This is a genomic window from Sphingomonas nostoxanthinifaciens (assembly GCF_019930585.1).
Taxonomy (GTDB): domain Bacteria; phylum Pseudomonadota; class Alphaproteobacteria; order Sphingomonadales; family Sphingomonadaceae; genus Sphingomonas_I; species Sphingomonas_I nostoxanthinifaciens.
On the sequence record NZ_CP082839.1, the window covers coordinates 638863 to 665031 of the forward strand.

Annotated in this window: 20 protein-coding genes; 9 read left to right on the top strand and 11 right to left on the bottom strand. The window is 69.5% G+C overall.

Annotated elements, in window-relative coordinates; genetic code table 11:
* Positions 1-28: 28 nt before the first annotated feature.
* The 3 genes from K8P63_RS02910 to K8P63_RS02920 are packed head-to-tail and all read left to right on the top strand — an operon-like array spanning position 29 to position 4039.
* The gene (locus tag K8P63_RS02910; RefSeq protein ID WP_223798383.1) at positions 29-1240 is read left to right on the top strand and encodes a heavy-metal-associated domain-containing protein; all 1212 of its coding nucleotides are present in this window, start codon (positions 29-31) and stop codon (positions 1238-1240) included.
* A complete protein-coding gene (locus K8P63_RS02915; protein ID WP_223798384.1) occupies positions 1237-1857 on the top strand; it encodes an HdaA/DnaA family protein in 621 nt (206 codons plus the stop codon). The genes K8P63_RS02910 and K8P63_RS02915 overlap by 4 nt, the downstream gene beginning before the upstream one ends.
* A 10-nt stretch (positions 1858-1867) precedes the next feature.
* Positions 1868-4039 carry an RNA degradosome polyphosphate kinase gene (locus tag K8P63_RS02920; protein WP_223798385.1) on the top strand — a complete coding sequence of 724 codons (2172 nt, stop codon included), beginning with the start codon at positions 1868-1870 and terminating at the stop codon, positions 4037-4039.
* Between the two features lie 66 nt (positions 4040-4105).
* On the opposite strand, the gene K8P63_RS02925 is transcribed toward K8P63_RS02920, so the two are convergent.
* The 3 genes from K8P63_RS02925 to K8P63_RS02935 are packed head-to-tail and all read right to left on the bottom strand — an operon-like array spanning position 4106 to position 6806.
* A complete protein-coding gene (locus tag K8P63_RS02925; protein ID WP_223798386.1) occupies positions 4106-4717 on the bottom strand; it encodes a TetR/AcrR family transcriptional regulator in 612 nt (203 codons plus the stop codon).
* 50 nt (positions 4718-4767) lie between these two features.
* Entirely contained in the window at positions 4768-6135 is a 1368-nt protein-coding gene (locus K8P63_RS02930; protein WP_223798387.1) for a sensor histidine kinase, read from the bottom strand.
* Positions 6132-6806 (bottom strand): response regulator, encoded by a 675-nt coding sequence (locus K8P63_RS02935; RefSeq protein ID WP_223798388.1) that lies wholly within the window; start codon positions 6804-6806, stop codon positions 6132-6134. The genes K8P63_RS02930 and K8P63_RS02935 overlap by 4 nt, the downstream gene beginning before the upstream one ends.
* Before the next feature lie 95 nt (positions 6807-6901).
* On the opposite strand from K8P63_RS02935, the gene K8P63_RS02940 reads away from it, so the two are divergent.
* The 3 genes from K8P63_RS02940 to K8P63_RS02950 are packed head-to-tail and all read left to right on the top strand — an operon-like array spanning position 6902 to position 12795.
* The gene (locus K8P63_RS02940; RefSeq protein WP_317629342.1) at positions 6902-8164 is read left to right on the top strand and encodes an efflux RND transporter periplasmic adaptor subunit; all 1263 of its coding nucleotides are present in this window, start codon (positions 6902-6904) and stop codon (positions 8162-8164) included.
* 18 nt (positions 8165-8182) lie between these two features.
* On the top strand, positions 8183-11368 hold the full coding sequence (locus tag K8P63_RS02945) for an efflux RND transporter permease subunit (protein WP_223798389.1): 3186 nt from the start codon (positions 8183-8185) through the stop codon (positions 11366-11368).
* Positions 11365-12795, top strand: a complete 1431-nt coding sequence (locus K8P63_RS02950) for an efflux transporter outer membrane subunit (RefSeq protein ID WP_223798390.1) — start codon at positions 11365-11367, stop codon at positions 12793-12795. Before K8P63_RS02945 ends, K8P63_RS02950 begins: the two co-directional genes overlap by 4 nt.
* Positions 12796-13043: 248 nt before the next feature.
* Here K8P63_RS02950 and K8P63_RS02955 read toward each other — a convergent pair whose 3' ends face one another.
* Together K8P63_RS02955 and K8P63_RS02960 are read right to left on the bottom strand one after the other, a co-directional pair.
* Positions 13044-14708: a hypothetical protein gene (locus K8P63_RS02955; protein ID WP_223798391.1), complete on the bottom strand. Its 1665-nt coding sequence runs from the start codon at positions 14706-14708 to the stop codon at positions 13044-13046.
* Positions 14709-14843: 135 nt separating this feature from the next.
* Complete coding sequence (locus K8P63_RS02960) at positions 14844-15488, bottom strand: YbhB/YbcL family Raf kinase inhibitor-like protein (RefSeq protein WP_223798392.1); 645 nt, start codon at positions 15486-15488, stop codon at positions 14844-14846.
* A 51-nt stretch (positions 15489-15539) separates the two neighbouring features.
* Here K8P63_RS02960 and K8P63_RS02965 point away from each other — a divergent pair, with 51 nt between their 5' ends.
* Positions 15540-16163, top strand: a complete 624-nt coding sequence (locus K8P63_RS02965; protein ID WP_223798393.1) for a peptidylprolyl isomerase — start codon at positions 15540-15542, stop codon at positions 16161-16163.
* 122 nt (positions 16164-16285) lie between these two features.
* Here K8P63_RS02965 and K8P63_RS02970 read toward each other — a convergent pair whose 3' ends face one another.
* Both K8P63_RS02970 and K8P63_RS02975 read right to left on the bottom strand, forming a co-directional pair.
* Positions 16286-17269, bottom strand: a complete 984-nt coding sequence (locus tag K8P63_RS02970) for a CorA family divalent cation transporter (RefSeq protein WP_223798394.1) — start codon at positions 17267-17269, stop codon at positions 16286-16288.
* A 43-nt stretch (positions 17270-17312) separates the two neighbouring features.
* On the bottom strand, positions 17313-18164 hold the full coding sequence (locus tag K8P63_RS02975) for a sulfurtransferase (RefSeq protein ID WP_223798395.1): 852 nt from the start codon (positions 18162-18164) through the stop codon (positions 17313-17315).
* Between the two features lie 75 nt (positions 18165-18239).
* On the opposite strand from K8P63_RS02975, the gene argJ reads away from it, so the two are divergent.
* Entirely contained in the window at positions 18240-19460 is a 1221-nt protein-coding gene (gene argJ / locus K8P63_RS02980) for a bifunctional glutamate N-acetyltransferase/amino-acid acetyltransferase ArgJ (RefSeq protein ID WP_223798396.1), read from the top strand.
* Positions 19460-20254, top strand: a complete 795-nt coding sequence (locus K8P63_RS02985) for an inositol monophosphatase family protein (protein ID WP_223798397.1) — start codon at positions 19460-19462, stop codon at positions 20252-20254. The genes argJ and K8P63_RS02985 overlap by 1 nt, the downstream gene beginning before the upstream one ends.
* Here the strand turns inward: K8P63_RS02985 and K8P63_RS02990 are convergent.
* From K8P63_RS02990 to K8P63_RS03005, 4 genes are read right to left on the bottom strand one after another with little or no spacing between them, the layout of a single operon-like run.
* Entirely contained in the window at positions 20208-21800 is a 1593-nt protein-coding gene (locus K8P63_RS02990) for a dipeptide ABC transporter ATP-binding protein (RefSeq protein WP_223798398.1), read from the bottom strand. The two genes, K8P63_RS02985 and K8P63_RS02990, sit on opposite strands and share 47 nt — an antisense overlap.
* Entirely contained in the window at positions 21797-22576 is a 780-nt protein-coding gene (locus K8P63_RS02995) for an ABC transporter permease (RefSeq protein ID WP_223798399.1), read from the bottom strand. The genes K8P63_RS02990 and K8P63_RS02995 overlap by 4 nt, the downstream gene beginning before the upstream one ends.
* Positions 22576-25113: an ABC transporter substrate-binding protein gene (locus tag K8P63_RS03000; RefSeq protein WP_223798400.1), complete on the bottom strand. Its 2538-nt coding sequence runs from the start codon at positions 25111-25113 to the stop codon at positions 22576-22578. Before K8P63_RS03000 ends, K8P63_RS02995 begins: the two co-directional genes overlap by 1 nt.
* A gap of 49 nt (positions 25114-25162) precedes the next feature.
* Positions 25163-26158: a hypothetical protein gene (locus tag K8P63_RS03005; protein WP_223798401.1), complete on the bottom strand. Its 996-nt coding sequence runs from the start codon at positions 26156-26158 to the stop codon at positions 25163-25165.
* Between the last annotated feature and the right edge of the window lie 11 nt (positions 26159-26169).

Below are 26169 nucleotides of genomic sequence, written 5' to 3' on the forward strand. Positions count from 1 at the left end.
CCACCGCCGTTTCGCCACAAGGCAGCGCGTGACGCCCACCCGCCGCATCTCGCTTGCCCTCGGTTCGATCGCGGGGCTCGGCCTCGCGGCGCTGGCTTATGCCCAGATCGAGGGCAAGGATCGCGGCGTGCCGGCGATCGACAGCTCCGCCAATTACGAGGTGGGCGGCGTCGCTGTCGACACGTCGGCCAAGACCGCCGATCTCGCGCGCATGTTCGGCTGGCGGCTGGCGGAACGGCGCGGCTTCCGCATGTTGTGGGCCAAGGTGCGCAACGCGCCCATCGATCAGGCGCCCAATCTGTCCGACGGCCAGCTCGACGCGATCGTCGCCGGTGTGTCGGTCGAGGACGAGCAGATCGGCCCGACCCGCTACATCGCGCATCTGGGCGTGCTGTTCGATCGCGTGCGCGCCGGCCCGCTGCTGGGCGTGGCGGAGGCGGGCGAGCGATCGGTGCCGATGCTAGTCGTGCCCGTGATGTGGTCGGGCGGGGCGCCGCAGAGCTTCGAACATCGCACCGAATGGCAGAAGGCGTGGGCGCGCTTCCGCTCCGGCGGCAGCCCGATCGATTATGTGCGGCCCGACGGATCGGGGATCGATCCCCTCGTGCTCAACATGGCGCAGGTCGGGCGGCCGGGGCGCGGCCAGTGGCGCAGCATCCTCGATCGCTATGGCGCGTCGGACATCGTTTCGCCGGTGGTGCAGATCGTCCGCCGCTATCCGGGCGGCCCGATCGAGGCGCATTTTATCGCGCTGCACGGCGCGGATGCCGAGGTGATCGCGCGCTTCGACCTGACCGCGACCGACGGCGACGCCTTGCCCAAATTGCTGGACGAGGGCGTGCGGCGAATCGATGATGCCTATGCGCAGGCGCTGCGCGACGGACGGCTGCACGGCGATTCGTCGCTCAGTGCGGTGCCGGCGGCGGTGCCCGAATTGCCCGAGGAGGCGCCGGTCGCCGACGCGCAGCCGGCGGCGGCCTTGCCGGGGGCGACCTCCACCTTCCTGCTGCAGGTCGATACGCCCGACGATCCGGCGTTGTTGCAGGTTCAGGGCGTGCTGCGTGGGATACCGGGGGTGCGCACGGTCAATGTCGACAGCGTGGCGCTGGGCGGCGTTTCGGTGATGCGGGTGGCTTATGACGGCGCGCCCGATGCCTTCCGCACCGCGCTGGGGGCGGCGGGCTATCAGGCCGAGGATTCGGGCGGCGGGCTGCGCATCCGACGGGGTACGCCGCGGTGAGCCAGATCGCGCTCCCGCTCGACTGGCCGGCGGGGGCGCAGGAACGCGACTATATCGTCTCCGACGCCAACCAGGCGCTCGTCCGCCATTTCGAGCATTGGTCGCTGTGGCCGGTGATGGCGACGGTGCTGACCGGTCCGCGCAAATCGGGCCGCTCGCTGCTCGGCCGCATCTACGCCGCCAAGAGTGGCGGCGAGTTGATCGACGATGCCGAGCGAAGCGACGAGGAGGCGTTGTTCCACGCCTGGAACCGGGCACAGGAACGACGGCGACCGCTGATCGTGATCGCCGATGCGCCGCCGCCCACATGGCGTATCCGCCTGCCCGATCTGCGCTCACGCCTCGCCGCCAGCCCGCATGTCCGCATCGCCGAGCCCGACGACGCGCTCGCCGCGGCTTTGATCGAGAAGCTCTGCCATGCGCGCGGGCTGGCGGCGCCGCCCGAGCTGGTGCGCTACCTCGTGCCGCGGATCGAGCGTTCCTATCTGGGCGTGACGCGCGCGGTGGATGCGCTCGATTCATTGGCATTCGAGCGACGCCAGCGGTTGACCGTGCCGCTGGCGCGGCGTGCGCTCGCCGCCGTCGGAGTCATCGACGAGTCACGGAGCGAAGAGTAGGATCGTGGCCATGGATCAAGTCAGCACCGAAGCCGAAGTCGCGGAACCGCTCGTCGCCGACAGCCCCAACGTCCAGATCGCGCCCAGGGATCGCTACTTCAACCGCGAACTGTCGTGGATCGCGTTCAACGAGCGCGTGCTGGACGAGGCGTGCAACCCCGCCCATCCGCTGCTGGAGCGGGTGCGCTTCCTGTCGATCTCGGGCAACAATCTCGACGAATTTTTCATGGTCCGCGTCGCCGGCCTCAAGGGCCAGCAGGTCGAGGGGATCGAGGATCGCTCGCCCGACGGGCTCACCGCCAGCCAGCAGCTGACCGCGATCGCCGCGCGGGCCGACCATCTGACCGACGTCCAGCAGGAGGTGTGGCTCAGCCTGCGCGCGCAACTGGCCGATGCGGGTATCGAAGTGCTGGGCGACGACGACATTGTCGGCGAGCGCGCCGAATGGTGCGAGAAGCATTTCCGCGAGCAGATCTTCCCGATCCTGACGCCGCAAGCGCTCGATCCGGCGCATCCCTTCCCGTTCATCCCGAACAAGGGCTTCACGCTGCTGTTCGATCTCCGCCGTCTGTCGGACGGCGAGGTGACGCGCGAGCTCATCATGCTGCCGACGACGCTGAAGCGCTTCGTGCGCCTGCCGGGCGTCCACGCCTGCTACGTCGCGGCAGAGACGCTTATCCGCCGCTTCACCAACATCCTGTTCCCCGGTTATGCGGTGAAGGGCGACGGCGCCTTCCGCGTGATCCGCGACAGCGACCTCGAGGTCGAGGAAGAGGCGGAGGATCTCGTTCTCTACTTCAAGTCGGCGATCAAGCGCCGCCGCCGCGGCCGCATCATCCGGCTCGAGCCGCGCCCCGACATGCCCGAGGCGCTGAAGGCGCTGGTGGTGGAGGAGATTGGCGACGCCGAAGAGGTGATCGTCGACACGCAGGAATTGCTGGGCGTCGCCGATCTCGCCGACTTGGTCGACGAGGATCGGCCGGACCTGAAGTTCACGCCGTTCACCGCGCGCTTTCCGGAGCGGATCCGCGAGCATGGCGGCGACTGTTTCGCGGCGATCCGCTCGAAGGACATCGTCGTCCATCACCCGTACGAATCGTTCGACGTCGTCATCGCCTTCCTCAAGCAGGCGGCGACCGACCCGGACGTGGTGGCGATCAAGCAGACGCTCTATCGCGCAGGCAAGCAATCGGCGGTGATCCGCGCGCTGATCGACGCTGCCGAGGCGGGCAAGTCGGTGACCGCGGTGGTCGAGCTGAAGGCGCGGTTCGACGAGGAGCAGAACATCAACTGGGCTTCGCAGCTCGAGCGTGCGGGCGTGCAGGTGGTATACGGCTTCATCGACTGGAAGACGCACGCCAAGGTGTCGATGGTCGTGCGGCGCGAGGGCGAGCAGTTCCGCACCTACTGCCATTTCGGCACGGGCAATTATCACCCGATCACGGCGCGCATCTATACCGACCTGAGCTTCTTCACCGCTGATCCCCGCGCGGGGCGCGATGCGGCGCAATTGTTCAACTACGTCACCGGCTATGTCGAGCCGCAGGCGCTGGAGCTGCTGACGCTCTCGCCGCATGGCTTGCGCGAAAAGCTGTCGGACATGATCGACGCCGAGATCGACCATGCCCGCGCCGGGCGCGAGGCGGCGATCTGGGCCAAGGTCAACAGCCTCGTCGATCCGCAGATCATCGAGAAGCTCTACCGCGCGAGCGCGGCGGGGGTGCAGATCGATCTGGTCGTGCGTGGCATCTGCTGCCTGCGGCCCGGCGTGGCCGGGCTATCCGAGAATATCCGGGTCAAGTCGGTGGTCGGCCGCTTCCTCGAGCATAGCCGCATCATGTGCTTCGGCAACGGCGCGGCGCTGCCCAACGCGGATGCCAAGGTGTTCATTTCCTCGGCAGACTGGATGCCGCGCAATTTCGACCGCCGGGTCGAATATCTCATGCCGATCGAGAATCCGACCGTGCATGCGCAGATTCTCGATCAGGTGATGGTCGCCAATCTGATCGACGACGAGCAGAGCTGGCGGCTCAACTCCGACGGCACCTACGAGCGGATCGAGCCGGGCAAGCGCCCCTTCAACCTGCACCGCTACTTCATGACCAACCCGTCGCTGTCGGGGCGCGGCGCGGCGTTGAAGCATTCGGGCTCGGTGCCGACGCTGACGCTGCGGCGAACCTGATCGGCCACGCCTTCCGGCGTGGTCGAGCCACTCCGGCGCCGATCTGCCGGGGCAGATGCTATCCGATTACCGGCCCGGCCAGAGCTGCAGGCTGGTGTCGATCAGGCGGCGCAGGTCGCTGGCCGAGGCGCCGGCACCGGCTTGCACGGTAAGGCCCTGCAGCACCGCGAACAGCAGGTGGGCCAGGCCTTTCGGTTCGATGTTGGCAGGCAAGTCGCCAGCCAGCTGCGCTTGCTCGAATCGCGCGACCAATGCCCGCTCCGTCGAGGCGCGGCGTGCGATCACCTCTTCCTTGATCGAGGCCGCATGCTCGCTGCAGCCGATCGACGCCATCACGCCGAGGCAACCCTTGGGGTCGCAGCTGTTGGTCTGGATCGCGAGCGCGCCCTCCAGCAGCCGCTCCGCCACGCCGCGCGCGGTCGGCGCTTCCAGCGCCTGCCCGACATAAGCCAGTTTCTCACGCTCGTAGAGGTCGAGTGCCTTGCGGAACAAGGCTTCCTTGTTGCCGAACGCGGCGTACAGGCTGGGACGCGTGATGCCCATCGCCTCGGTCAGGTCGGTCATCGACGCGCCGTCGAACCCCTTGGTCCAGAAGACACGCAACGCCGCCGTGAGGGCCAGATCGACGCAAAACTCGCGCGGTCGACCTTTCGTGGGCAAAACTAGGGCATTTTCCATAACGCTCGGTATATAAGGCGGCTTGGAAATTCGTCCAGTCCGAAAGAAGCTTAACGGTCTCGATTGTTCGGGGCGCCGCGCGGCGGCAATGTGAACGCGAAGCGCGCGCCGCCGGTCGCGCGATTTCCGACCGACAGGCGGCTGTGATGCGCCGCGAGCACGCGCTCGACGATCGACAGGCCGATGCCGGCGCCATCCGATCGCGCCCGATCGCCGCGCCAGAAGCGGTGCGTGACCGACGCAAGGCTGGCGGTGGCGATCCCCGGCCCGTCATCCTCGACGCGCAGCGTGCCATCGGCCTCCACGGTCACCTCGATATGGGTGGCGGGCGGTGTGTGGCGCGCGGCATTGTCGATCAGATTGGCGAGCGCGAGGCCGATCAGCGGCGCGCGTCCTTCGACCATCACCGGCCGCTCGCCCCCTACGAGCGCGATCGTGCGGCCACCCGCATAGATTCCCGGCGCCGCCTCTTCCACCGCGCCGCGCGCGGCGGCGGCAAGGTCGAACCGCTCGCGCGGGCCGATGTCGAGCCGTTCGAGCGAGGCGAGATCGAGCAATTGCGCGATCACGTGCGCCGCGCGGTCGAGCGTCGCCCGCATCCCCGCCGCCGCGTCGCGATCGACAAGCGCGTCGAGCCGCAGCCGCAGCGAGGCGAGCGGCGTGCGCAACTCGTGCGCGACATCGGCGACGAATTCGCCCTGGGTCTGAAAACCCTGCTGCAGGCGATCGAGCGCATGGTTGGTCGCGGCGGCGAGCGGCACGATCTCCGTCGGCAGGTCGCGCGCATCGAGCCGCACGTCGAGCCGGGCCGGCCCGATCGTGGCGGCACGGATCGAAACGGCGCGGACGCGCTGGGTCAACAGCCGGATCAGCGCGAGGTTGGCGAATGGCAGCAGCGCCAGCAGCGGGAGCAGCACCCACAGGAAGCGGTGCAGGAAGGCGCGCACCACATCGTCGGTCAGCACCTCGGGATCGTTGATGTCCTGCGAGACGATCACGCGCGCCTGGCGTCCGCCGAGCGTCATGGCCCGCACCAGCCCGCGATCGCCTTCATTGTTGAAAAAGGCGGGCGCGGCGGCGTGCAACGCAGCATCGCGCGTCGCCGGGCGGAAGCGCGGGCTGGCGATCGCGACCGCACCCCCTTCATCCAGCACGGCGAAGGCGCGGCCCGCCTGCCCGGCGGTGTAGAGCGCATCCTGCACCGGGTCCGGCGCGATGTGCCAGCCGGCGGCGTCGGCGCGCAGCCGCCGCTCGATCGCCGTCGCCTGATGTTCGAGCAACTGGCGCTGATAGGCCCCGGCGGTCGCGCGCAATTCCCGCGCGATCGCGATGGGCAGGGTCAGCGCGAAGGCAAGGATCGTCACGCAGTGGACCAGCGCGATCTGGCCGAACAGCGAGCGTGGCGGCCGCAGCCTCATGCCTCCGCGCGCAGCATGTAGCCGACGCCGCGCACCGTCTCGATCCGCAGGCCCGCGTCGAGCTTCTCGATCCGCCGGCGCAGGCGGTGGACATAGACCTCGATCGCGTTCGAGCCGAGCCCGTCGTCGAGCCCGAACAACTGATCCTCGGCGATACGCTTCAGCACGACGCGCCCGGCGCGGCGCAGGAGCAGCTCGAGCAACTCGATCTCGCGCGCCGACAGTGCCACGCCCTGGCCGGCGACCGTCACCTCGCGGGTCGAAGGGTCGAGCGTCAGCCGCCCCAGCGAGAGCGTGCGTCCCGAATAGCCGTCGCGCCGGCGCAGCACCGCCTCCAGCCGCGCCTGCAGCTCGTCCATGTCGAAAGGCTTGACCAGATAATCGTCGGCCCCGGCGTTGAGCCCGGCGATCCGCTGCTGGACGTCGCCGCGCGCCGTCAGGATCAGCACCGGCACCGCATCACCGCGCGCGCGCGTCTTGCGCAGCAGCTCGAGCCCGTCGCCGTCGGGCAAGCCAAGGTCGAGGATCGCTGCCGCATAGAATGCGGCTTCCAGCATCAGCGCGGCATCGCCGGCGCTCTGGGCGCGGTCGCTCGCCACGCCGCGTCGGGCGAAACCATCGGCAAGTGCCTGTGCGATCTCGAAATCGTCCTCGACGATCAACAGCCGCATGCGGAGCCTGTCATGCCGTGACGTTTGTTGTAAGCACTCTGTAAGACCGCGCCCCTAGAGATCACCTTCCCCTCCGGATAGCCGCTGCACCCATCATGATGGAACATTCGCCTCCTGACGCGCTGCCGGCGACGCGCCGTATGCCGTCGTCCGCGCAATATCGGCTGCTCGCCCTCGCTTTGCTAGCGGTGGTGGCGCTGTTCGCCGTGATCGCGCTGATCCGCTGGGCGACGGCCACGCCGCCGCCGCCGGTCGAGACCACCCCGCCGGGCACCTTCCGTCCGACCGCCGAGCAGCGCGCCACGTTCGCGATCAAGACCGTCGGCAACGGCGATGCGATGGACGTGATCGGCGCCAGCGGCACGATCGGCATCGATCAGGATCGCTCGACCCCGGTGGTGATGCCCTATGGCGGCCAGGTCGTGTCGGTCGCGGTCGAGGCGGGCGAGATGGTCCGCCAGGGCCAGGCGCTGCTGACGATTCGCACCGGTGACGTGGTCGATGCGCGCAACGCATTGCTTGCCGCCGCCGCGGCGCAGGCGAATGCCGCCTCGCAGCTGCGTACCGCGCAGACCAACGTGAAGCGCCAGGAAGAGATTTACCGCACCGCGGGCGGCGCACTGCGCGACTATCAGCAGGCGCAGAACGACCTGGTCGCGGCGCAGGCGGCCGCGCGCAGTGCCGAGGCGGCGCTGGGCGCCGCGCGCGACAAGCTGGCGATCTTCGGCAAGTCGCCGGCGGAAATCTCCGCATTCGAGCGTTCCTCGGCGGTTGGTGGCATTGACGTGTCGACCGTGCTGCGCGCGCCCATTTCGGGCATCGTCGCCGATCGCTCGATCTCTCCCGGCGAATATGTCGGCGCGGGCGGCGACAAGCCGGTGATGACGATCGCCGATCCGACCCATCTCTGGCTGGTCGCACAGCTTGCCGAAAGCGACGCGGCGCAGGTCCATGTCGGCGATCCGGTGGAGGTCACGACTCCGGCATTTCCCGGCCGCACCTTCCGCGCGGTGATCGACAATATCGCGGCCGCGCTCGATCCGGTGACGCACCGCCTGCCGGTGCGAGCCTCGATCTTCGACGCGACCCGGTCGCTGAAGCCGCAGATGTTCGCCAGCTTCACTATCCTGCGCCCGGTGCATGGCCAGACGCTCGCGGTGCCGGCCGGGGCGGTGATCCACGAAGGCGATTCGGCGCGGGTGTGGGTGGCGCGGCCCGACGGGCTGCTGGCATCGCGCGACGTCCAGCTCGGCGATGCCGAGAACGGGATGGTGCGCATCGTCGGCGGGCTGCGGCCGGGCGAGCGCGTCGTCACCTCGGGCGCGATCTTCGTCAACGAAGCCGGCATCGGCCAGTAAGCGGACCGGACCAATCGCATGAACGGCCTTGTTCGCTTCGCGCTGCGCCAGCGCATGTTGATCGTGCTGCTGCTGAGCGGGCTGTTGCTCGCCGGCGGCATCGCTTTCTACAATCTTAATATCGAGGCCTATCCCGATCCGGTCCCGCCGATGGTCGAGGTGCTGACCCAGAGCCCCGGTCTGTCGGCCGAGGAGATGGAGCGCAACGTCACCGTGCCGATCGAGGTGGCGATGTCGGGCGTGCCCGATCTCAACGTCGTCCGCTCGATCAGCCTGTTCGGCCTGTCCGACATCAAGATCCAGTTCACCTACAATGCCAGCTTCGTCGAGGCGCAGCAGCGCGTCATCAACCGCCTGTCGCAGCTGCCGCCTTTCCCGGGCGGGGTGCAGGCGCAGCTGTCGCCGACCAGCCCGATCGGCGAGATCTATCGCTATCGCATCAAGGCGCCCGCCGGCTATTCGGTGATGGATCTCAAGACGCTGCAGGATTGGGTGCTGCAGCGCCGCTTCAAGGCGCTGCCGGGCGTGATCGACGTCACCGGCTATGGCGGCAAGGTCCGCACCTACGAGGTGGTGGCCGATAACGACCGGATGGTCGCGCACGGCGCCACCGTTGCGCAGGTGATCGCCGCGATCGGCAAGGGCAATGCCAATGTCGGCGGCCAGACGATCAACTTCGGCCCGCAATCGGCGATCGTGCGCGGCGTCGGCCTGATCCAGTCGCCGACGCAGATCGAGAACGTCCTCGTCACCTCCAACGGCGGCAATCCGGTGCTCGTGAAGGATGTCGCGCGCGTCCAGATCGGTAACGAGCCCCGCCTCGGCATCGTCGGCGAGAATAATGAGGACGACGTCGTCGAGGGCATCGTGCTGATGCAGCGCGGCGCCAAGTCGATGCCGACGATCAAGAATGTCGAGGAGCAGGTCGCGCTCATCAATGCCGGCGGCGTGCTGCCGCCGGGCGTCACGCTCGAGCGCGTCTACGACCGCTCGGCGCTGATCGGCGTCACGACGCATACCGTGATGGAAAATCTGGTCGCGGGTATCGTCCTGATCTTCCTGCTGCAGTGGATCTTCCTCGGCGACCTGCGCAGCGCGGTGATCGTGGCGGTGACGATCCCGTTCGCGCTCGCCTTCGCGGTGCTGATCCTGACGATCGAGGGCGAGAGCGCCAACCTGCTGTCGCTCGGCGCAATCGACTTCGGGCTCGTGGTCGACGCCTCGGTCATCATGGTCGAGAACATCTTCCGCCACATGGTCGAGCGATCGGTGCACGTGGAGCAGGGGCATGGGCATTTCTCCTACGCCACGCGCCTGTCGGCGATCCTGCACGCCACCTCCGAAGTGTCGCGCGGCATCTTCTTCGCCGCGGCGATCATCATCGCGAGCTTCCTGCCCTTGTTCACGCTGACCGGCGTCGAGGGCCACATCTTCGGCCCGATGGCCAAGACCTACGCCTTCGCCATCGGCGGCGGTCTGATCGCGACCTTCACCGTCTCGCCGGTGCTCGCCGCCTATCTGCTGCCCGACCGGCTGAGCGAGGTCGAGACGAAGCTGGTCGGTTGGCTGCGGCGCATCTACGAGCCCACGATCGCCTTCGCCTTCGCCAACCGCATCGTCGCGCTGGGCGGCGCGCTGTTGCTCATCATCGGCGCGGTGCTGGGCATCCGCTCGCTTGGCGTCGAGTTCCTGCCGCACCTTGAAGAGGGCAACCTCTACATTCGCGCCAGCCTGCCGCCGTCAATCTCGCTCGACGCTGGCCAGCCGACCGTCAACGCGATCCGCCGCATCCTCGCAAGCTATCCCGAGGTCGCCGCCGTGGTGTCGCAGCATGGCCGGCCCGACGACGGCACCGACGCGACCGGCTTCTTCAACGCCGAATTCTTCACGCCGCTCAAGCCCTATGACGAGTGGCCGAAGGGCATGACCAAGGACAAATTGGTCGCCGAACTGTCCGACCGCTTCGCGCAGCGTTTCCCCGGCGTCGATTTCTCGTTCAGCCAGGCGATCGAGGACAATGTCGAGGAAGCCGCATCGGGCGTGAAGGGTGCGAACTCGATCAAGCTCTACGGCCCCGATCTGCCGACGCTCGAGAAATTGGCCGACCAGATCAAGGACCAGATGGCCAAGACGCAGGGCATCGCCGATCTCGGCGTGTTCCAGTCGCTCGGCCAGCCGACGGTGCGCGTCGACGTCGATCGCATCCGCGCCTCGCGCTACGGCCTCAATGCCGACGACATCACCCAGACGGTGGCGGCAGCGATCGGCGGCCAGTCGCCGGGCGACCTGTACGAGCCGGGCACCGACCGCCACTTCTCGATCGTCGTGCGGCTGAAGCCCGAACAGCGCGACAGCCTCGAGGCGATCCGCCGCATCACCATCGGCGCGCCGAGCGCCAATGGCGGCACGATCCAAGTGCCGCTTTCCGAAGTGGCGACGGTCAAGCTCACCTCGGGCGCATCGTTCATCTATCGCGAGCATCAGGAACGCTACATCCCGATCAAGTTCAGCGTCCGCGGACGCGATCTTGGCGGTGCGGTGGGCGAGGCGCAGCACCGGATCGCGCGCAACGTAATCCTGCCGCCGGGCTATCATCTCGAATGGGCGGGCGAGCTCGGCAACCTGACCAATGCCGTGAACCGGCTGGAGATCGTGGTGCCGATCAGCTTGGTCCTGATCCTGATCCTGCTCTACGCGAACTTCGGCTCGATCCGCGACACGGTGCTGGCGTTCAGCGTGATCCCGATGGCGATCGTCGGCGGCGTTGCGGCCTTGGTGCTGACCGGCACCGCGTTCAGCATCTCGGCCGCGATCGGCTTCGTCGCTTTGTTCGGCATCGCGGTGATGGACGGCATCCTGCTCGTGACGACCTTCAACCAGGCGATGGACCAGAGCATGGAACGCGCCGACGCGCTGGTGCACACCGTGCGCACCGGCCTGCGGCCGGTCATCATGACCTGCCTCGTCGCCGCGATCGGCCTGCTGCCCGCGGCCCTTTCGAACGGCATCGGCAGCCAGGTGCAGAAGCCGCTGGCGCTGGTCGTCGTCGGCGGCATGACGCTGGCGCCGGTGCTGATCCTGCTGGTGCTGCCGGTGCTGATCGACCGCTTCTCGCGCCATGTCGGCCCCGACGATCGCGGCGCGCACGGGCGCAAGGTGCCGCACACCGATCATCATCCGCACACGCCGGAGGAACCGGCATGAAGCGCGCCGTCCTTCCCTTCGGCGCAGCGGCGTTGCTCGCCGGCTGCACCGTCGGCCCCCACAACGTCACGACGCAGACGTCGCTGCCGCCGACCGCCGCCGCCAATGCCTCGGCCGCGCCGATCGCGCCCGCCGCCGGCCCGACCCAGACGATCGTTCCCGGCGCCGTGGTGCCGGCCGACTGGTGGACGCGCTTCGGCAGCCCGACGCTGAACGCGCTGGTCGCGCGCGCACTGGCGTCGAACAACGACATCGCCACCGCCGATGCCGCCTTGCGCCAGGCGCGCCAGCAGGCGGCCGCGGCGTTCGGCAGCACCTTGCCGCAGATCGACGCGAGCTATCAGGCGCAGCGCATCCGCACCTCGCGCATCTTCTCCAATCCGCTGCAGGATCCGGACAATTACCGCTACACGCTGCACACCGCGCAGGTGACGGTCGCCTATCCGCTCGATCTGTTCGGCGCCGGCCGCAACCGCGTGCGCTCGGCACGCGCGGCCGCCGAGGTGCAGCGCCACCGGCTCGAGGCGGCCAAGACCAGCGTCGTCGCCAATCTGGTGCTGGCGGTGATCCAGCAGGCCTCGCTGCAGGAGCAGATCGCCAGCGCCACCGAGAGCGTGCGCGCGAACCGCGACATCCTGACATTGCTCCAACGCCGCGAGCAATTGGGCGCGATCGGCGCCGCCGACGTTGCCGCGCAGGAAACCGCGCTCGCCACCGCCGAAGGCGTGCTGCCGCCTTTGCAGCGCGCGCTGGTGCATCAGCAGGCGGTGATCAGCGCGCTGATCGGCCAGGCGCCCGGCAATACGCTCCCGGCTTTGCCCACGCTGGCCGAGCTCGGCGTGCCGACCGAGCTGCCGCTGTCGCTGCCGGCCGATCTGGTGCGCCATCGCCCCGACGTGCGCGCGGCCGAGTCGCAGATGATCGGTGCCGGTGCCGATGTCGGCGCGGCGATCGCGGCGCGGTTGCCCAATATCCAGCTCAGCGCGAGCGCGGGCGGCGTCGCCGATCAGTTCGGCCAGATGTTCGCCAGCGGCAATCCGTTCTGGACGCTCGCCGGCGGCATCACCCAGCCGCTGTTCCACGGCGGCCAGCTGCTCCACCAGCAGCGCGCGGCGCAGGCGGCGCTCGACGGCGCCAAGTCGCAATATCGCGCGGCGGTGGTGCAGGCGTTCGTCGACGTGTCGGATGCGCTGACGGGTCTCCAGACCGACGGCGTCGCACTCGACGCGGCGAGCCGCGCCGACACGGCGGCGGCGCGCGAGCTGACCTTCATCACGCGCCAGCTTCAGCTCGGCAGCGCGGGCACGCTCAACCTGCTCAACGCCAGCGCGGCGCGCGCACAGGCGGGGCTCCAGCTGACCCAGGCGCGCGCGGCGCGGCTGTCGGACAGCGTGGCGCTGTTCCAGGCACTTGGCGGCGGCTGGTAGACGGCTCAGCCGTTCCGATCGTCATTCCCGCGGAGGCGGGAATCCATTCCCACAGCCGGTGCGCGTTTTGCGCGACTGCGCGGCATATGGATCCCCGCCTGCGCGGGGATGACGTCGCTTTGGCGTAGGGCGTAGCGAAGCAAGAAACGCCATACCGGATCACATCCGGCACGATGACTTTCGCCCAAAGAAAAACGGCGCCTCCCCGAAGGGAGACGCCGCCTTTCGTCGCACGTCCGATCCGGAGATCAGAACGGATAGTAGCGGAAGGACAGGAAGCCCGTGCTGTTGCTGATCTGCGGGTAGCCCGAATAACCGGCACCGGGGAACAGCTCGCGCTGGTTGTAGCTGTATTGGATGCCGACCTGGGCGCGACCGAACGAGCCCTGGTAGAACTTGTCCCAGAAGCCGACGGTCACCTGGCGGATGCGGCGGGTGTTCTGGCCGCAGGCGCCGCCCTCGACGAAGCAGCCGGCGTTGCTGGTCGCGATCGAACCGAAGTTCGGCGAGTATTTGGTCAGCATTTCCTGCTCTTCGCCGGCATAGCCGTAGACGTCGAGCTGCTTGCTGGCATGCACGGTCGCGCCGGCCAGGAGCATGAACTCGTCGATCGGATGGATGCGGCCGTCGCTGGAGAAGGCGACGTCGGGCAGGCCCGCCGAGCCGTAGCGACCGATGCCCTTGCCGCCGAAGCCCGAAATCTGGACGTCGAGGATCTTGGGCACGATGTTCAGCGTTGCGCTGCCGCCGTAGCCGAAGGTGGTCGCGCTGTTGTTGGCGCCCGAGGTGGCACCGGTGATCAGGCGCTCGTTGAAGGTGCGGACGATGCCGAAGCCTTCGACGTGGACCGCGTGGCCGGCGATCATGTCCTCGTAGGCTGCCTTGCCGATGAAGTCCGGCACGTCGTTGAACGAGTTGTTGTTCAGGCTGTTGAAGCCCGAACCACCGGTGACGCTGGAGACCTGCGTCGCGCCGGCGGTGCCGACCGGGGTGGTGGTGTTGTTCTGCGGGTTCTCAGCCGCGACCGCCAGCCACAGCTTGTGATCGAGGAAGTCGCCGGTCAGGCGAACGCCCGGCTGACGCGCCCAGGCGAAGCCCGGAACGTACTGCGCATCGACCACCGACGGCGGAACCTCGGCACGGGGGCTGATGCCCTTCGACTGGATCGTCAGCAGCGACCAGTTCTGACCGGCCAGCAGGTGCAGGCCGTAATCGCCGCGGTTCCAGTCGATCGTGCCGTACAGCACGCGGATGCGCGGATTGTAGCTGTCCGACTGGTTCGAGTTGGCGGTCTGCGCCGCGCCCTGGAAGTCGAACTCGCCGTACATGGACAGCTTGGTCGCCTTGTTGACGTTGCCCTCGGCGAGGAACGACACGCGGCTCTGGCGGGCCGTGAAGCGGCCTTCATGCTGGGCGTACTGGCGCGCGTTCGGGAAGTTGCTCGAGAAGCTCGAGGCGATGTCGTTGCCCTGGAAGTGATCGCGATAGATGCCGGCGAGTTCGAGGAAGCCGCCCGGCGTGATCGTGATGCCCTTGAAGTAGAACTTGTCGTTATGATGTTCCTTGTCGAAGGCGGTCGCGATCTGCGTGTTCACCTGCTCCTTCGACACGGGCGCCGGCATCGCGGCCACGGCGGCGACCTGCGTCTGGGCCTGCTCTGCCTTCGCCTGCGCCTGCTGCGCCTGGACCTGCGCCACGTTGATCTTGGCGGTCGCCTCAGCCTGGTTCATCTGCTGCGAATTGACCTGCTGGCGGAGCGTCGAAACCTCCTCGCGCAGCGCCTTGAGCTGCTCCATCAGCGCCGCATTGGCGTTGGTGGTGACGTGGTGCTTCTTGGCCGGAGCGGCCTGAGCGCCAGCCGCGATCGCGGCCGTCGCGGCGGCCGCCGCGAGCAATTTGGTACGGAGATACATCTGAAGGCCCCTTTTGCCTTTGACAACAATGTCGGGGCGCGGCCTACCCCCGGGCGATGACAGATATGTGACTCGCCGGAAGATGGCCGATTATCTCAGACCTGCATCAATATGTCATCGCTGTTAAGTGACGAATCATTGCTGGGCGGCGAGCGTTCCCAAGGGGGCCGCTGCCGTGCGCGCGCGGCCGATCGACTCGGCCTCGCCGCGATCATAGGTGCCGCGAAGCAGCCCCGCCGCCAGCACGCGGCCAGCCATCGCGCGGATCAGCTCGCCCCGGCCGGGATTGGCGCCGATCGCCGGCACCTCGGCCAGCGCGAACAATTGGAAGGCGTAGACGTGGACGCCGTGGCCGGTCGGCGGATCGGGGGGCAACCAGCCCTCGCCGAGGAAGCTGTTGCGACCGACATCGCGCCCATCCGGCCCGCCGTGGCCGTCGCGCGCGATCGCGCCCTCGGCCAGCCGCCGCTCGTCGGCCGGAAGCCCCCACACGAGCGCATGGACCAAGGGCGAGGGCGCGGGCGCGTCGGCATCCTCGACCAGCAACGCGAACCCTGCAGTGCCCGCTGGCGGCTCGCCCCAGACGAGCGGCGGAGACACGCCCTCGCCATCGCCGGTGAAGCGCACCGGCAAGCGCGCGCCGTCGGCGAAGGCCGGGCTCGACAGATCGATCCGCGCGTCGGTGATGGCGAGATCGGGCTGCAGGATGACCAGCTTGTCGGCGCCGGCACGGACGCCCTTCAGCAACGAGCCGAGCCAGGCCGGTACATGTTCGAGCATGTTCATGCCTCCGATTTGCGAGGCGAACGCGCGAGGGGCTAGGCTGGTCGCATGAACCGCCGATTCGTGCTCGCGCTCGCCGCCATCGCCGCGCCCCTCCTTGCCCAGGCCCCTGCGCTCGTGACGCCGCCGCCCCCCGCGCCCGTTCCGGCGACGGTGAAGGTCGCGCTGCAGACGAGCGAGGGCACGATCGTGCTGGCGGTGGAAAAGGATCGCGCGCCGATCACCGCGGGCAATTTCCTGCGCTACGTCGACCAGAAACGGCTCGACGGCACGACTTTTTATCGCGTGGTGAAGGTGCAGGACAATTTCGGCCTGATCCAGGGCGGGCTGCGCAATGATCCCAAGCGCGTGCTGAAGCCGATACCGCACGAGCCTACCAGCAAGACTGGCCTGTCGCACACCGACGGCACGATCTCGATGGCGCGCGCGGCGCCGGGTAGTGCGACCGCCGACTTCTTCATCACCGTCGGCGATCAGCCGTCGATGAATGCCGATCCGACGCAGCCCGGCGACAATCTGGGCTTCGCCGCCTTCGGCCATGTCGTCGAGGGCATGGACGTGGTGCATCATTTGCTCGACGCGCCGACCTCGCCAACTGCGGGCGAGGGCGCGATGAAGGGACAGATGCTGGCCGCGCCGGTGAAGATCGTCACCGCGCGGCGCGTGCCCTAGACCGTCGGTCGAGACCTTCCCTCGTGCTCCTGCGCAGGCAGGAGCCTAGAGCTGCAAGCGTCGTCTTGTGAAACTCTGGGCTCCTGCCTGCGCAGGAGAGCAGTGCGGTGCAATAGGTCGCGCTACCGCCGTACCAGCCCCACCCGGCGCAGAACCCACCAGGTGAGCGCCGAGGAGCCGATGCCGACGATGGTGGCGATCAGCGTGCCATGCCATCCTTGCGTCATCGGCATGCCGCTGGTGTTCATCCCGAAGAAGCCCGTGACGAGCGTCGCTGGCATGATGAGCACGGTGACGACCGAGAGCAGATAGACGTTCTCGTTGGTCTGCTGCGCAGCGCGCAGGTCGAGTTCGTCGCGCAGCAGCCGCAGTTGCCCCTGCGCGGCGATGACGTCCTGCTCCACCCCCTGCGCGCGCTGGAGCATGCGGCTGATCACCGCGCGCACGTCGGGCTCGATGCCGGGCTGCGCGCCGAGCCGGCCCAAGGTGGAGCGCATGCCGGCGGCCATGCGATGCAGCCGCGCCGCCAGCCGGCGCATCGTCACCAAGGTACGCGTGTCGGGCGCCTGTTCGTCGGCGAGCAGATCGTCCTCCAGCCCCAGCACCTCGGCCGCGACCTGCTGCGTGCGCCGGGCGATCGTGTCGGCGATGCTGGCGAGCACGATCTCCAATGCCGCGGCGGTGTCGATCGCGGCGGCCTGAGCCGCGCGGTGGCGGATGATGTCTGGGGTGTGGAGCGGCCGGTTGCGCCCCGTGAGCATCAGGCCCGGGCGCAGCGCGACGTGGAGCGTGCCGATCCGCCCGGTATCCTCGCGATCGAAGTCGCGCTCGAAATCGGGCAGGGTCAGCGCGAGCGCGCCGTTCTGCGCGATCGCGGCGTCCGCCTGCTCGCCCATGAACACCGCCAGCACCTCGGGCGGCAGGACCGAACGCTGCGCAATCCAGCGCGCGCTGCGCTGATCCCACAGATCGAGATGCAGCCAGCGGAACGGGCTGTCGGCGGGCGGCTGCTCGTCGCCGACCACGACATGGCCGTCGGGCGCTTCCCAGCACGTCCATACCAGCCCGAGATCGGCGAGGGGGGAGGGGGCGGGCGTTTCGGGCATTGCTCCTCCCTCTATGACGGCGGCATGACCGCCGGGTTACGTTTCAATCGCGCGCGACCGGCCGGGCGGGGTCGGCGATCCACTCGCTCCACGATCCCGGATAGAGGCGCGCGCCGGCCAGCCCGGCATGCTCCATCGCCAGCAGATCGTGCGCAGCGGTAACGCCCGAACCGCATTGCAGCACCACCTGGTCGAGCGGCCGGTCGCCGATCAAAGCGGCATAATCCGCCGCCAGCGTCTCCGCCGGGCGGAAGCGGCCCTCCGCCGTCAGATTGTCGCGATAGAAGCGGTTGCGCGCGCCGGGAATGTGGCCGGCGACAGGATCGAGCGCGTTGGGCTGGCCGGCGAACCGCTCGGGCGTGCGCGCGTCGATCACCAGCAGCGCGTTGCCGGACAGGCTGCGCAGGATGTCGTCGGCGCCGGCGATGCCGCGGCCGGGCATCGCGCCGACCGCGAAGTCGCCGGGCGCGCGGGCCGCGGGCAATCCCTGCTCCAGCGACAGGCTGGCCTGCGCCCACGCCTGCAGGCCGCCGTCGAGCACCGCGACCGCCTCGTGCCCGATCCATTTGGCTAGCCACCACAAGCGTGCAGCGAACGCACCGCCTGCATCGTCATAGGCAACGATCTGCTGGCCCGCCTGCACCCCGGCGGCGGCAAGCCGCGCGGCGAAGGCGTGCGGGTCGGGCAAGGGATGGCGGCCGTTGGCACCGGTCGGCAGGCCCGACAGATCATCATCGAGGTGGAGATAGGCGGCACCGGGAATCCGCCCCGCATCATAGCGCGCGCGCCCCGCTGCCGGATCGGCGAGATCGAAGCGGCAGTCGAACAAGGCGACCGTGCCGTCGGCGATCAGGCGGTCGAGTGCTGCGGGATCGATCAGGGTCGTAAAGGTCATGCCATCCTCTCCCGCGTCGGCCGATGCGGGTCAAGCAGGCTGGCGCGTGCGCGGCGGGGCGGCTATTCGGCGGGCATGACCGTATCGCCGCTCGCCGTCCCGTTTCCGCCCCTCCCGCCGGTGGCGGGCGTGCGGCTCGCCGTGACGCGCGCAGGTTACAAAGCGTGGGAGCGGACCGACCTCACCTTCGTCACGCTCGATCCGGGCACCGTCGTCGCCGGCGTGACCACCAGGAGCCGCTGCCCCTCGCCCGAGGTGGAATGGTGCCAGAAGGCGCTCGGCCTCGGCCATGCGCGCGCCCTGGTCGTCAATGCCGGCAATTCGAACGCCTTCACCGGCCAGCGCGGCCGCGCGGCGGTCGAGGCGATCGCGGCGCGGGTGGCGGCGGCGCTTGCCTGCCAGCCGTCCGACGTGTTCGTCGCCTCTACCGGCGTGATCGGCGTACCGCTGCCGATCGACAAGGCCGAGGCGGGGATTGACGCGGTTGTCGTTGCGCCCGAGGCCGACTGGAAGCAGGCGGCCGACACGATCGGCACCACCGACACCTTCGCCAAGGGCGCATCCGCCACCGCGATCGTCGACGGGCGGCGGGTGACCCTCGTCGGCATCATCAAGGGATCGGGCATGATCGCGCCCGACATGGCGACGATGCTCGGCTTCCTGTTCACCGACGTCGCGATCGAGCCGGCCCTGCTCCAGCAGATGCTCGATCGCGCCAATCGCGCGACCTTTTCGTGCATCACCGTCGACGGCGACACCTCGACCTCCGACACCGTGCTCGCCTTCGCGACCGGCAGGGCGGGCAACGTGCCGCTCGCGACAATGGACGATGCCGGTGCGGACGCCTTCCAGGCGGCGCTCGCCGATCTCTGCCGCCAGCTCGCGCAGCTGGTCGTGCGCGACGGCGAGGGCGCCTCGAAATTCATCGAGGTGCGCGTCGACGGCGCCGTCTCGGACGGCAGCGCGCATCGCGTGGCGATGTCGATCGCCAACTCGCCATTGGTGAAGACCGCCATCGCCGGCGAGGACGCCAATTGGGGCCGTGTCGTCATGGCGGTGGGCAAGGCGGGCGAGCCGGCCGAGCGCGACCGCCTCGCCATCCGCTTCGGCGCGACCCAGGTCGCGCGCGACGGGCTGGCGACCGAGGGCTATGACGAGGCGCCGGTCGCCGCCCACCTCAAGGGGCAGGAGATCGAGATCGGCGTCGACCTCGGCATGGGCGACGGCCGCGCGACCGTGTGGACCTGCGATCTCACCCACGGCTACATCTCGATCAACGCGGATTATCGCAGCTGATGCATAAGCTCGACGCCCCCGTCTCGGCGCTGATCCGCGATGTCGCCCAGCGCATCGTCATGCCGCGCTTTCGCATGCTCGATCCCGGCCAGATCGAGGAGAAGGCCCCCGACGAGCTCGTCACGATCGCCGACACGGAGAGCGAGGCGGCGCTGACCGAGGCCCTGCTGCGCCTGCTCCCCGGCTCGCGCGTGGTGGGCGAGGAGGCGTGCGCCGCCGACGAAAGCCTGATGGGCACGATCGGCGCGGGCGAGGTGTGGATCGTCGATCCGATCGACGGCACCCACAATTTCGCGCACGGCCAGCCGCCGTTCGGCATCATGATCGCGCTCGCCGCCGACGGCGTCACCCAGGCCGGGTGGATCTTCGATCCGATCGCCGGGCGGATGTGCCATGCGGCGCGCGGGCAGGGCTTCTTCGTCGACGGTGCGCCGATCCGGTCGCGACCGACCGGGCAGGTGCCGCCGATCGCCGGCCTCTCGACCAAATATCTGCCCGACGATTTCCGCGCCGATGTCGAGGCGCGCGCCGAGGGCAAGCTCGCCTGCGTGCCGATTCCGCGCTGCGCCGCCGAGCAATATCCGCGCCTGATCCTCGGCGTGAACGACGTCGCATTGTTCTGGCGCACCTTCCCATGGGATCATGCGCCGGGCGCGCTGATGGTCGAGGAAGCGGGCGGCCGGGTCGCGCGGCTTGACGGTACGCCTTATGCGCCGTCGCAGGACGGCAAGGGGCTGCTCGTCGCCGCTACGCCGGACCTGTGGGACGCGGCGGCCGCGATCCTGCTGGGCTGACCGTCCCGACCAGTGCGGCGGTGTGCGGATCGCGCGGGGTGTCGAGCACCTGCGCGACCGTGCCCTCTTCCGCCACGCGGCCGTCGTGCAGCACCATCACCCGATCGGCCATCGCGCGCACCAGTGCCGGATCGTGGCTGACAAACAGGTAGGCAAGCCCGCGCTCAACCTGCAGCCGCAGCAGCAGAGCGACGATGTCGGCACGGATCGCGGCGTCGAGCGCGCTCAGCGCCTCGTCGAACACGATCAGGCGCGGGCGCAGGATCAGCGCGCGGGCGATGGCGATGCGCTGCCTCTGGCCGCCTGAGAATTGCGCCGGCAGCCGGTCGGCGGCGTCGGCCGGCAGCCCGACCTCCGCCAGCGCCGCCGCGACCATGGCCGCGCGTGCATCCGCCGTGGGGCGGGGGGTGGCGAGATGGAGCGGCTCGGCGACGATCTGCGCGACCGTCTGGCGCGGATCGAAGCTCGCCGCCGGATCCTGGAACACCGCGCCGACGCCGGCCTGCAGCGCGCGTCGTTCGCGGCCATGCACCGCCTGCCATGATTGCCCGTCGATCCGCACCACGCCGGTATCGGGCCGGTCGAGCCCCAGCAGCAGCCGTGCGAGCGTCGACTTGCCCGATCCCGACGCGCCGATCACCGCCAGCGTTTCGCCGGTCGCGATCGAGAGGCTGACCCCCGCCAGCGCGACGTGGCGCGCGCGCGCGAACAGGCCGGGGCCGATCGGATAGGCGCGGCTCACTTGCGCGGCGGCGATGACCGTCTTGCCGATCGGATTGGGCATGCGCGGCGGCAGCTGCATCGCCGCGACCATCCGCGCGAGCGGGGCGGAGGCGGGTGCGTCGAGCAAAGCGGCGGTCGCACCCTGTTCGACGACGCGGCCGCCATCCAGCACCACGATCCGGTCGGCGACGCCCGCGACGAGCGCGAGATCGTGCGCGACGAGCAGCAGGCCCATCCCCCGCTCGCGCACCAGCCGCACCAGCAATGCCATGACACCCGCCTGCGCGATCGGGTCGAGCGCGGCGGTGGGTTCGTCGGCGATCAGCAGCGCTGGGCCGGCCGCGATCGCCATCGCGATCGCGACGCGCTGGCGCTGGCCGCCCGACAACATGTGCGGATGACGATCCGGCGCGACATCGAGCCCGACCCGATCGAGCAGCGCGCGCACCTCGGCGGCGATGGCGGCCCGGCCCAGATCGGTGTGCCGTTCCAGCACCTCGCCGATCTGGCGGCCGATGGTGAGCGCCGGGTTGAGCGCGGTCGCCGGTTCCTGGAACACCATGCCGATGCGCGCGCCGCGCACCGCCTCCAGCCCCCGCTCGTCGAGCGTGGCGAGGTCGACGCCGTCCAATGCGATCCGCCCATCGGCATGCGCGTCGCGCGGCAGCAAAGCCGGGATCGCCGCAGCGAGCGTCGACTTGCCCGATCCCGATGCGCCGACCAGCGCGACGATCTCGCCTGCGCTGACGCTCAGCGTCGCATCCTCCAAAGCCGTGCGCGCGCCGTAGCGAACCGACAGGTGCTCGATCGCGAGCAGGGTCATGCGCGGCGCGCCTCGATATGTTCGGCGAGCGCGTTTATGCCGAGCACGGTGGCGACGATCGCGAGGCCCGGCAGCAGAGCGAGGCGCGGGGCGATGCCGATCAACGTCTGCGCATCCGCCAGCATCCGTCCCCAGCTCGCCGCCGGCGGTTGCGCGCCGAGGCCGAGGAACGACAGGCCGGCCTCCGCGATCACGCCGAGCGAGAGCTGTACCGCCGCCTGCACCAGCAATGTGCCGGCGATGTTCGGCAGCATATGCTCGATCGAGATATGCGAGCGCCCCTTGCCCGCCAGCCGCGCCGCGAGGATGAAATCGCGCGCCCAGATGCCGCGCGCCGCCGCCCGCGTCACCCGCACGAAGACCGGGATGTTGTACAGCCCGATCGCCAGCGCCGCATGGCTCGCGCCCGGCCCGAACACCGCGACGATCAGCAAGGCCAGCACCAAGGCCGGAAAAGCGAACAGCACGTCGCTGGCGCGCGCGATCGTCTCGTCCAGCCAGCCGGGCCATGCCGCCGCGAGCAGGCCGAGCGGCACGCCGACGCCGAGCCCGATCGCGACCGCCAGCACGCCCACGCCCAGCGACGGCACGCCGCCCGCCATCAGCATCGACAGCAAATCGCGTCCGAGTTGATCGGTGCCGAGCGGGTGCGCGAGGCTGGCGGGCGCAAGCCGGTGCGCGACGTCGATCTGGCCGACGTCCCACGGCGTCCAGACGAGCGACAAGGCGGCGCCCGCGACGATCAGCGCCAGCAGCGCGATGGCGGCGGCACGCATCAGGCGCGGCCCCGCAGGCGCGGATCGGCGAGGCGCTGGCCGACATCGGCGAGGAAGCTCGCCAGCACCGTCGCCGCCACCATCAGCAATGCCACCGCCTGCACCGTGACGAGATCGCGCCCGGCGATCGCCTGCAGCACCAATTGGCCGAGGCCGGGCAATGCGAACACCATCTCGACGATCACGCTGCCCGCAATCAGGAACGGCACCTGCAGACCGACGATCGTGACGATCGCGGGGGCGGCATTGGGCAAGGCATGGCGCCACAGGATCGTGCGCGGCGCGAGCCCCTTGGCGCGCGCGGTGCGGACATAATCGCGCGCCAGTTCCTCGGCCAAGGCGCCACGCGCCACGCGTGCGATCACTGCCGCCTGCGGCACCGCGAGCGCGAGCGCGGGCAGCAACAGCGCGCGCACGGCCGGCCATGCACCCTCGCCCCAGCCGGGGAAGCCGCCCGCTGCCACCCAGTGCAGCCGCACCGCGAACAACAGCACCAGCAGGATTGCGAGCCAGAAGCCGGGGACCGCCAATCCCAGCCGCGTGAGGCCGCCCGTCGCCCGGTCGAGCATGCGGCCGGGCCGGCGCGCGCCGGCCAGCGCCGTGCCCACGCCCAGCGGGATCGCGAGCAGCATCGCCAGCCCGGCGAGCGGCAGCGACAATGCCAGCCGCGGCCCCAGCAACGCTGCCACCGGCACGCGATAAGTGTAGCTCGTGCCGAGGTCGCCGCGCAGCAGCCCGCCGATCCAGCCGAGATAGCGGTGCAGCGGTGCCCCGGTGAGGCCCAGTTCCGCGCGCAGGCTGGCGACCGCCTGCGGGCTCGCCTCGATCCCCATCATGAACTGCGCCGGATCACCGGGCGCCACCTGCACCAAGGCGAAGATGAACAGGCTCGCCCCGGCAAGCGTCAGCGCAAGCACCCCCAGCCGCCGCAGCACCCAGCCGGGCCCCGTCGCGCGCACCACCAGCGCCAGCGCGATCGCGCCGAGCAGCAGCGGCAGCCACATGCCGCCTACGCCCCGCGCCGCCGTGATCGGCGATGCACCGCCCGCATCGTCGAAGCGCGCGCGGCCATAATCGACCTCCTGCAGCGGCGTGTTGGCCCACGCATTTTGGAGATGCGCGTCGGCGACGCCGATATGCGGATATTGGAAGAGGAAGCCGTTGACTGCATCCTCGGCGATCCGCCGCTGGATCGCCACCAGCAGATCGTGGCGCGTGCGCGGATCGGCGGTGGCTTTCAACCGTGCCAGCAGCCCCCGCACCGCCTTGCCGTCATAGCCGAAATAATAATCGGGCCGCCCGTAGATCACATAATCGTCGGGCTCGGCATGGCTGACGATCGTCGCCTCGAACTGGTGGCGGCCATAGACGTCGGCGAGCCACTGCGCCCATTCGACCGGCACGATCGTCACCGACAGGCCGATCGCGCGCAGCTCGGCCGCGACGATCTCGCCGCTGCGCCGCGCATAGGCCGGCGGCGGCAGCTTCAGCGTGATCGCGAAGCCGCGCGGATAGCCGGCGGCGGCGAGCAAAGCGCGCGCACGCGCGACGTCGTGCGGATAGCGCCCGGTCAGGTCGACATGGTCGGGCGATTGCGGCGGGAAGTGGCTGCCGATCGGGATGCCATAGCCGAACATCGCCCCGTCGATGATCGCGCGCCGATCGAGCGCATAGGAGATGGCACGCCGCACGCGCAGATCGGCCAGCGGCGCGACGCGATGGTTGAGCGCGAGGATCACCTCGCCCTGGCTCGGCGCGGTGGTGATGCGCAAGGTCGGGTCGGCGCGGAGCTGCGCGACATTCTCGGGCGCGGGATAATCGGTGAACAGGTCGACCGCATGCGTCTTCACCGCCGCATAGGCCGCCGCCGGATCGGCGATGAAGCGGAACTCGACCGACGCCAGCGCGGGCGCGGCGCCCCAATAATGGTCGTTGCGCACCAAGGTCAGCCGATCACCGCGCCGCCAGTCGCCATAACGGAACGGGCCGGTGCCGATCGGATCGGTCGCGTTGCCGGCGGCGGACCGCGCTGCCACCATCACGCAGTCGCCCCACGCCAGCAGCACCGGCAGCGCGGCGTCGGCGGTCGACAGGCGGATGCGCACCGTCAGCGGATCGATCGCGTCGACCCCGGCGATCTCGCCCAGCTGCGCCGCCTCGGCATTGGTCGAGCCGGGGCGGATCGCGCGCAGCAGGCTGAAGCGCACCACGTCGGCATCGAACGGCGTGCCGTCGTGGAAGCGCACGCCGGGCCGCAGGTGGAAGAGGTAGCTCTTCGCGTCGGGCGCCATCGTCCAGCCGGTCGCGAGCAGCGGCACCGCCGCGCCGGTCGCGTCCAGCGTGGTCAGCCCCTCGAAGATCGTGCGGTAGGTCACCTCCTTGATCGCCGCGGCGGCGCCCGCGGTAGGGTCGAGCGTCGGCGGCTCCAGCTGAAGCGCCACCACCAGCCGGTCGCGCGCGGCCGCAGGCGCGGACAGCCCCGCCAGCAGCAGCAGCAGCAGCGCCAGCCAGCGCCAGAGACGGAACGCAGCCCTCATGACGCGCGCCCGATACGGGGATCGGGCAGCGCACGCCAGAGCGCGCGCGTCAGCGGCTGGTGCTTGGCGCGGGGCGGCGCATCCGATCGACGATGTTGGCGCGCTGCATGGTGGCAGTGTGGCCGGTGTCGGATGCGTAGAGCGCGCGCAGGAAGGCGCGGTCTTCGGGCGTCAGCGCCGCGACGCGATCCTGCATGGCGCCATCCGGCGTGAACAGCGACAGGATCGACGGCGCATCGCGGAAATCGGCGTCGAGACGCGGCCGCGCAAGCGCGACCATCGCCAGATAATCGGCCAGCTGGTCCCACGTCGCGCCGACCACCCTGTCCGGATCAACGACGATCATGGCCAGCACCATATTCTCGCGCGTCGCCAGCCTGATCCGTGAAGCCTGGAAGCTGCTGCCCCATCCGCTCCGCGCGCCGCTGCCGACGCCGACATCGGCTGCCGGGCCGGTGGCGCTGGTATGAAACCATCGCACCGGGCGCGATACGAGCAATGGCCGGATCTGCGAGGGCGGCGCGAGCCCGGCACCGCCGAAGCCGTTGAAGCCACGCGGGCGGCCCAAAGCGGGATGCCGTTTCACCAGCGTGCGCGTGAACGCATCGGCATCGCTTGCCGAGACGATGAGGATGTCGGGCGTGCAGCGCCCGTGCGCGACGGGAATGTCGACCGTCTCCGCAACCTGCCGGATCCGGTCGACGACGAAGCGGCCGAGCGTCATGGTGTCGGTGCCGTCCGTCGCGACGTGTGGGTCGCGTCGCACGACCAGGGCATTCCAGAACAGTCGATCGATGCTCTGCTGCACGTCCGCCAGCGGAACGCGCGCGCCGTCCATTCCCATTGTGGCGACGCACACCGGATCGTTCCAGCGCGCGAGCTGCTGATCCGAGCCGAAGGTCTGCGTCAGCGTCTCGACGAAATGCCGCGTCCGTTCGGGCAGCTGTCCCTCCACGGTGATCGTGGGCTCCGGATCATGCGGCACCTGGGCTGCGCCCGTGCCGGCAGCAGCGAGTGCGAATGCGCCGAGCGCAAACGAGTTCAAATGCCGACGCG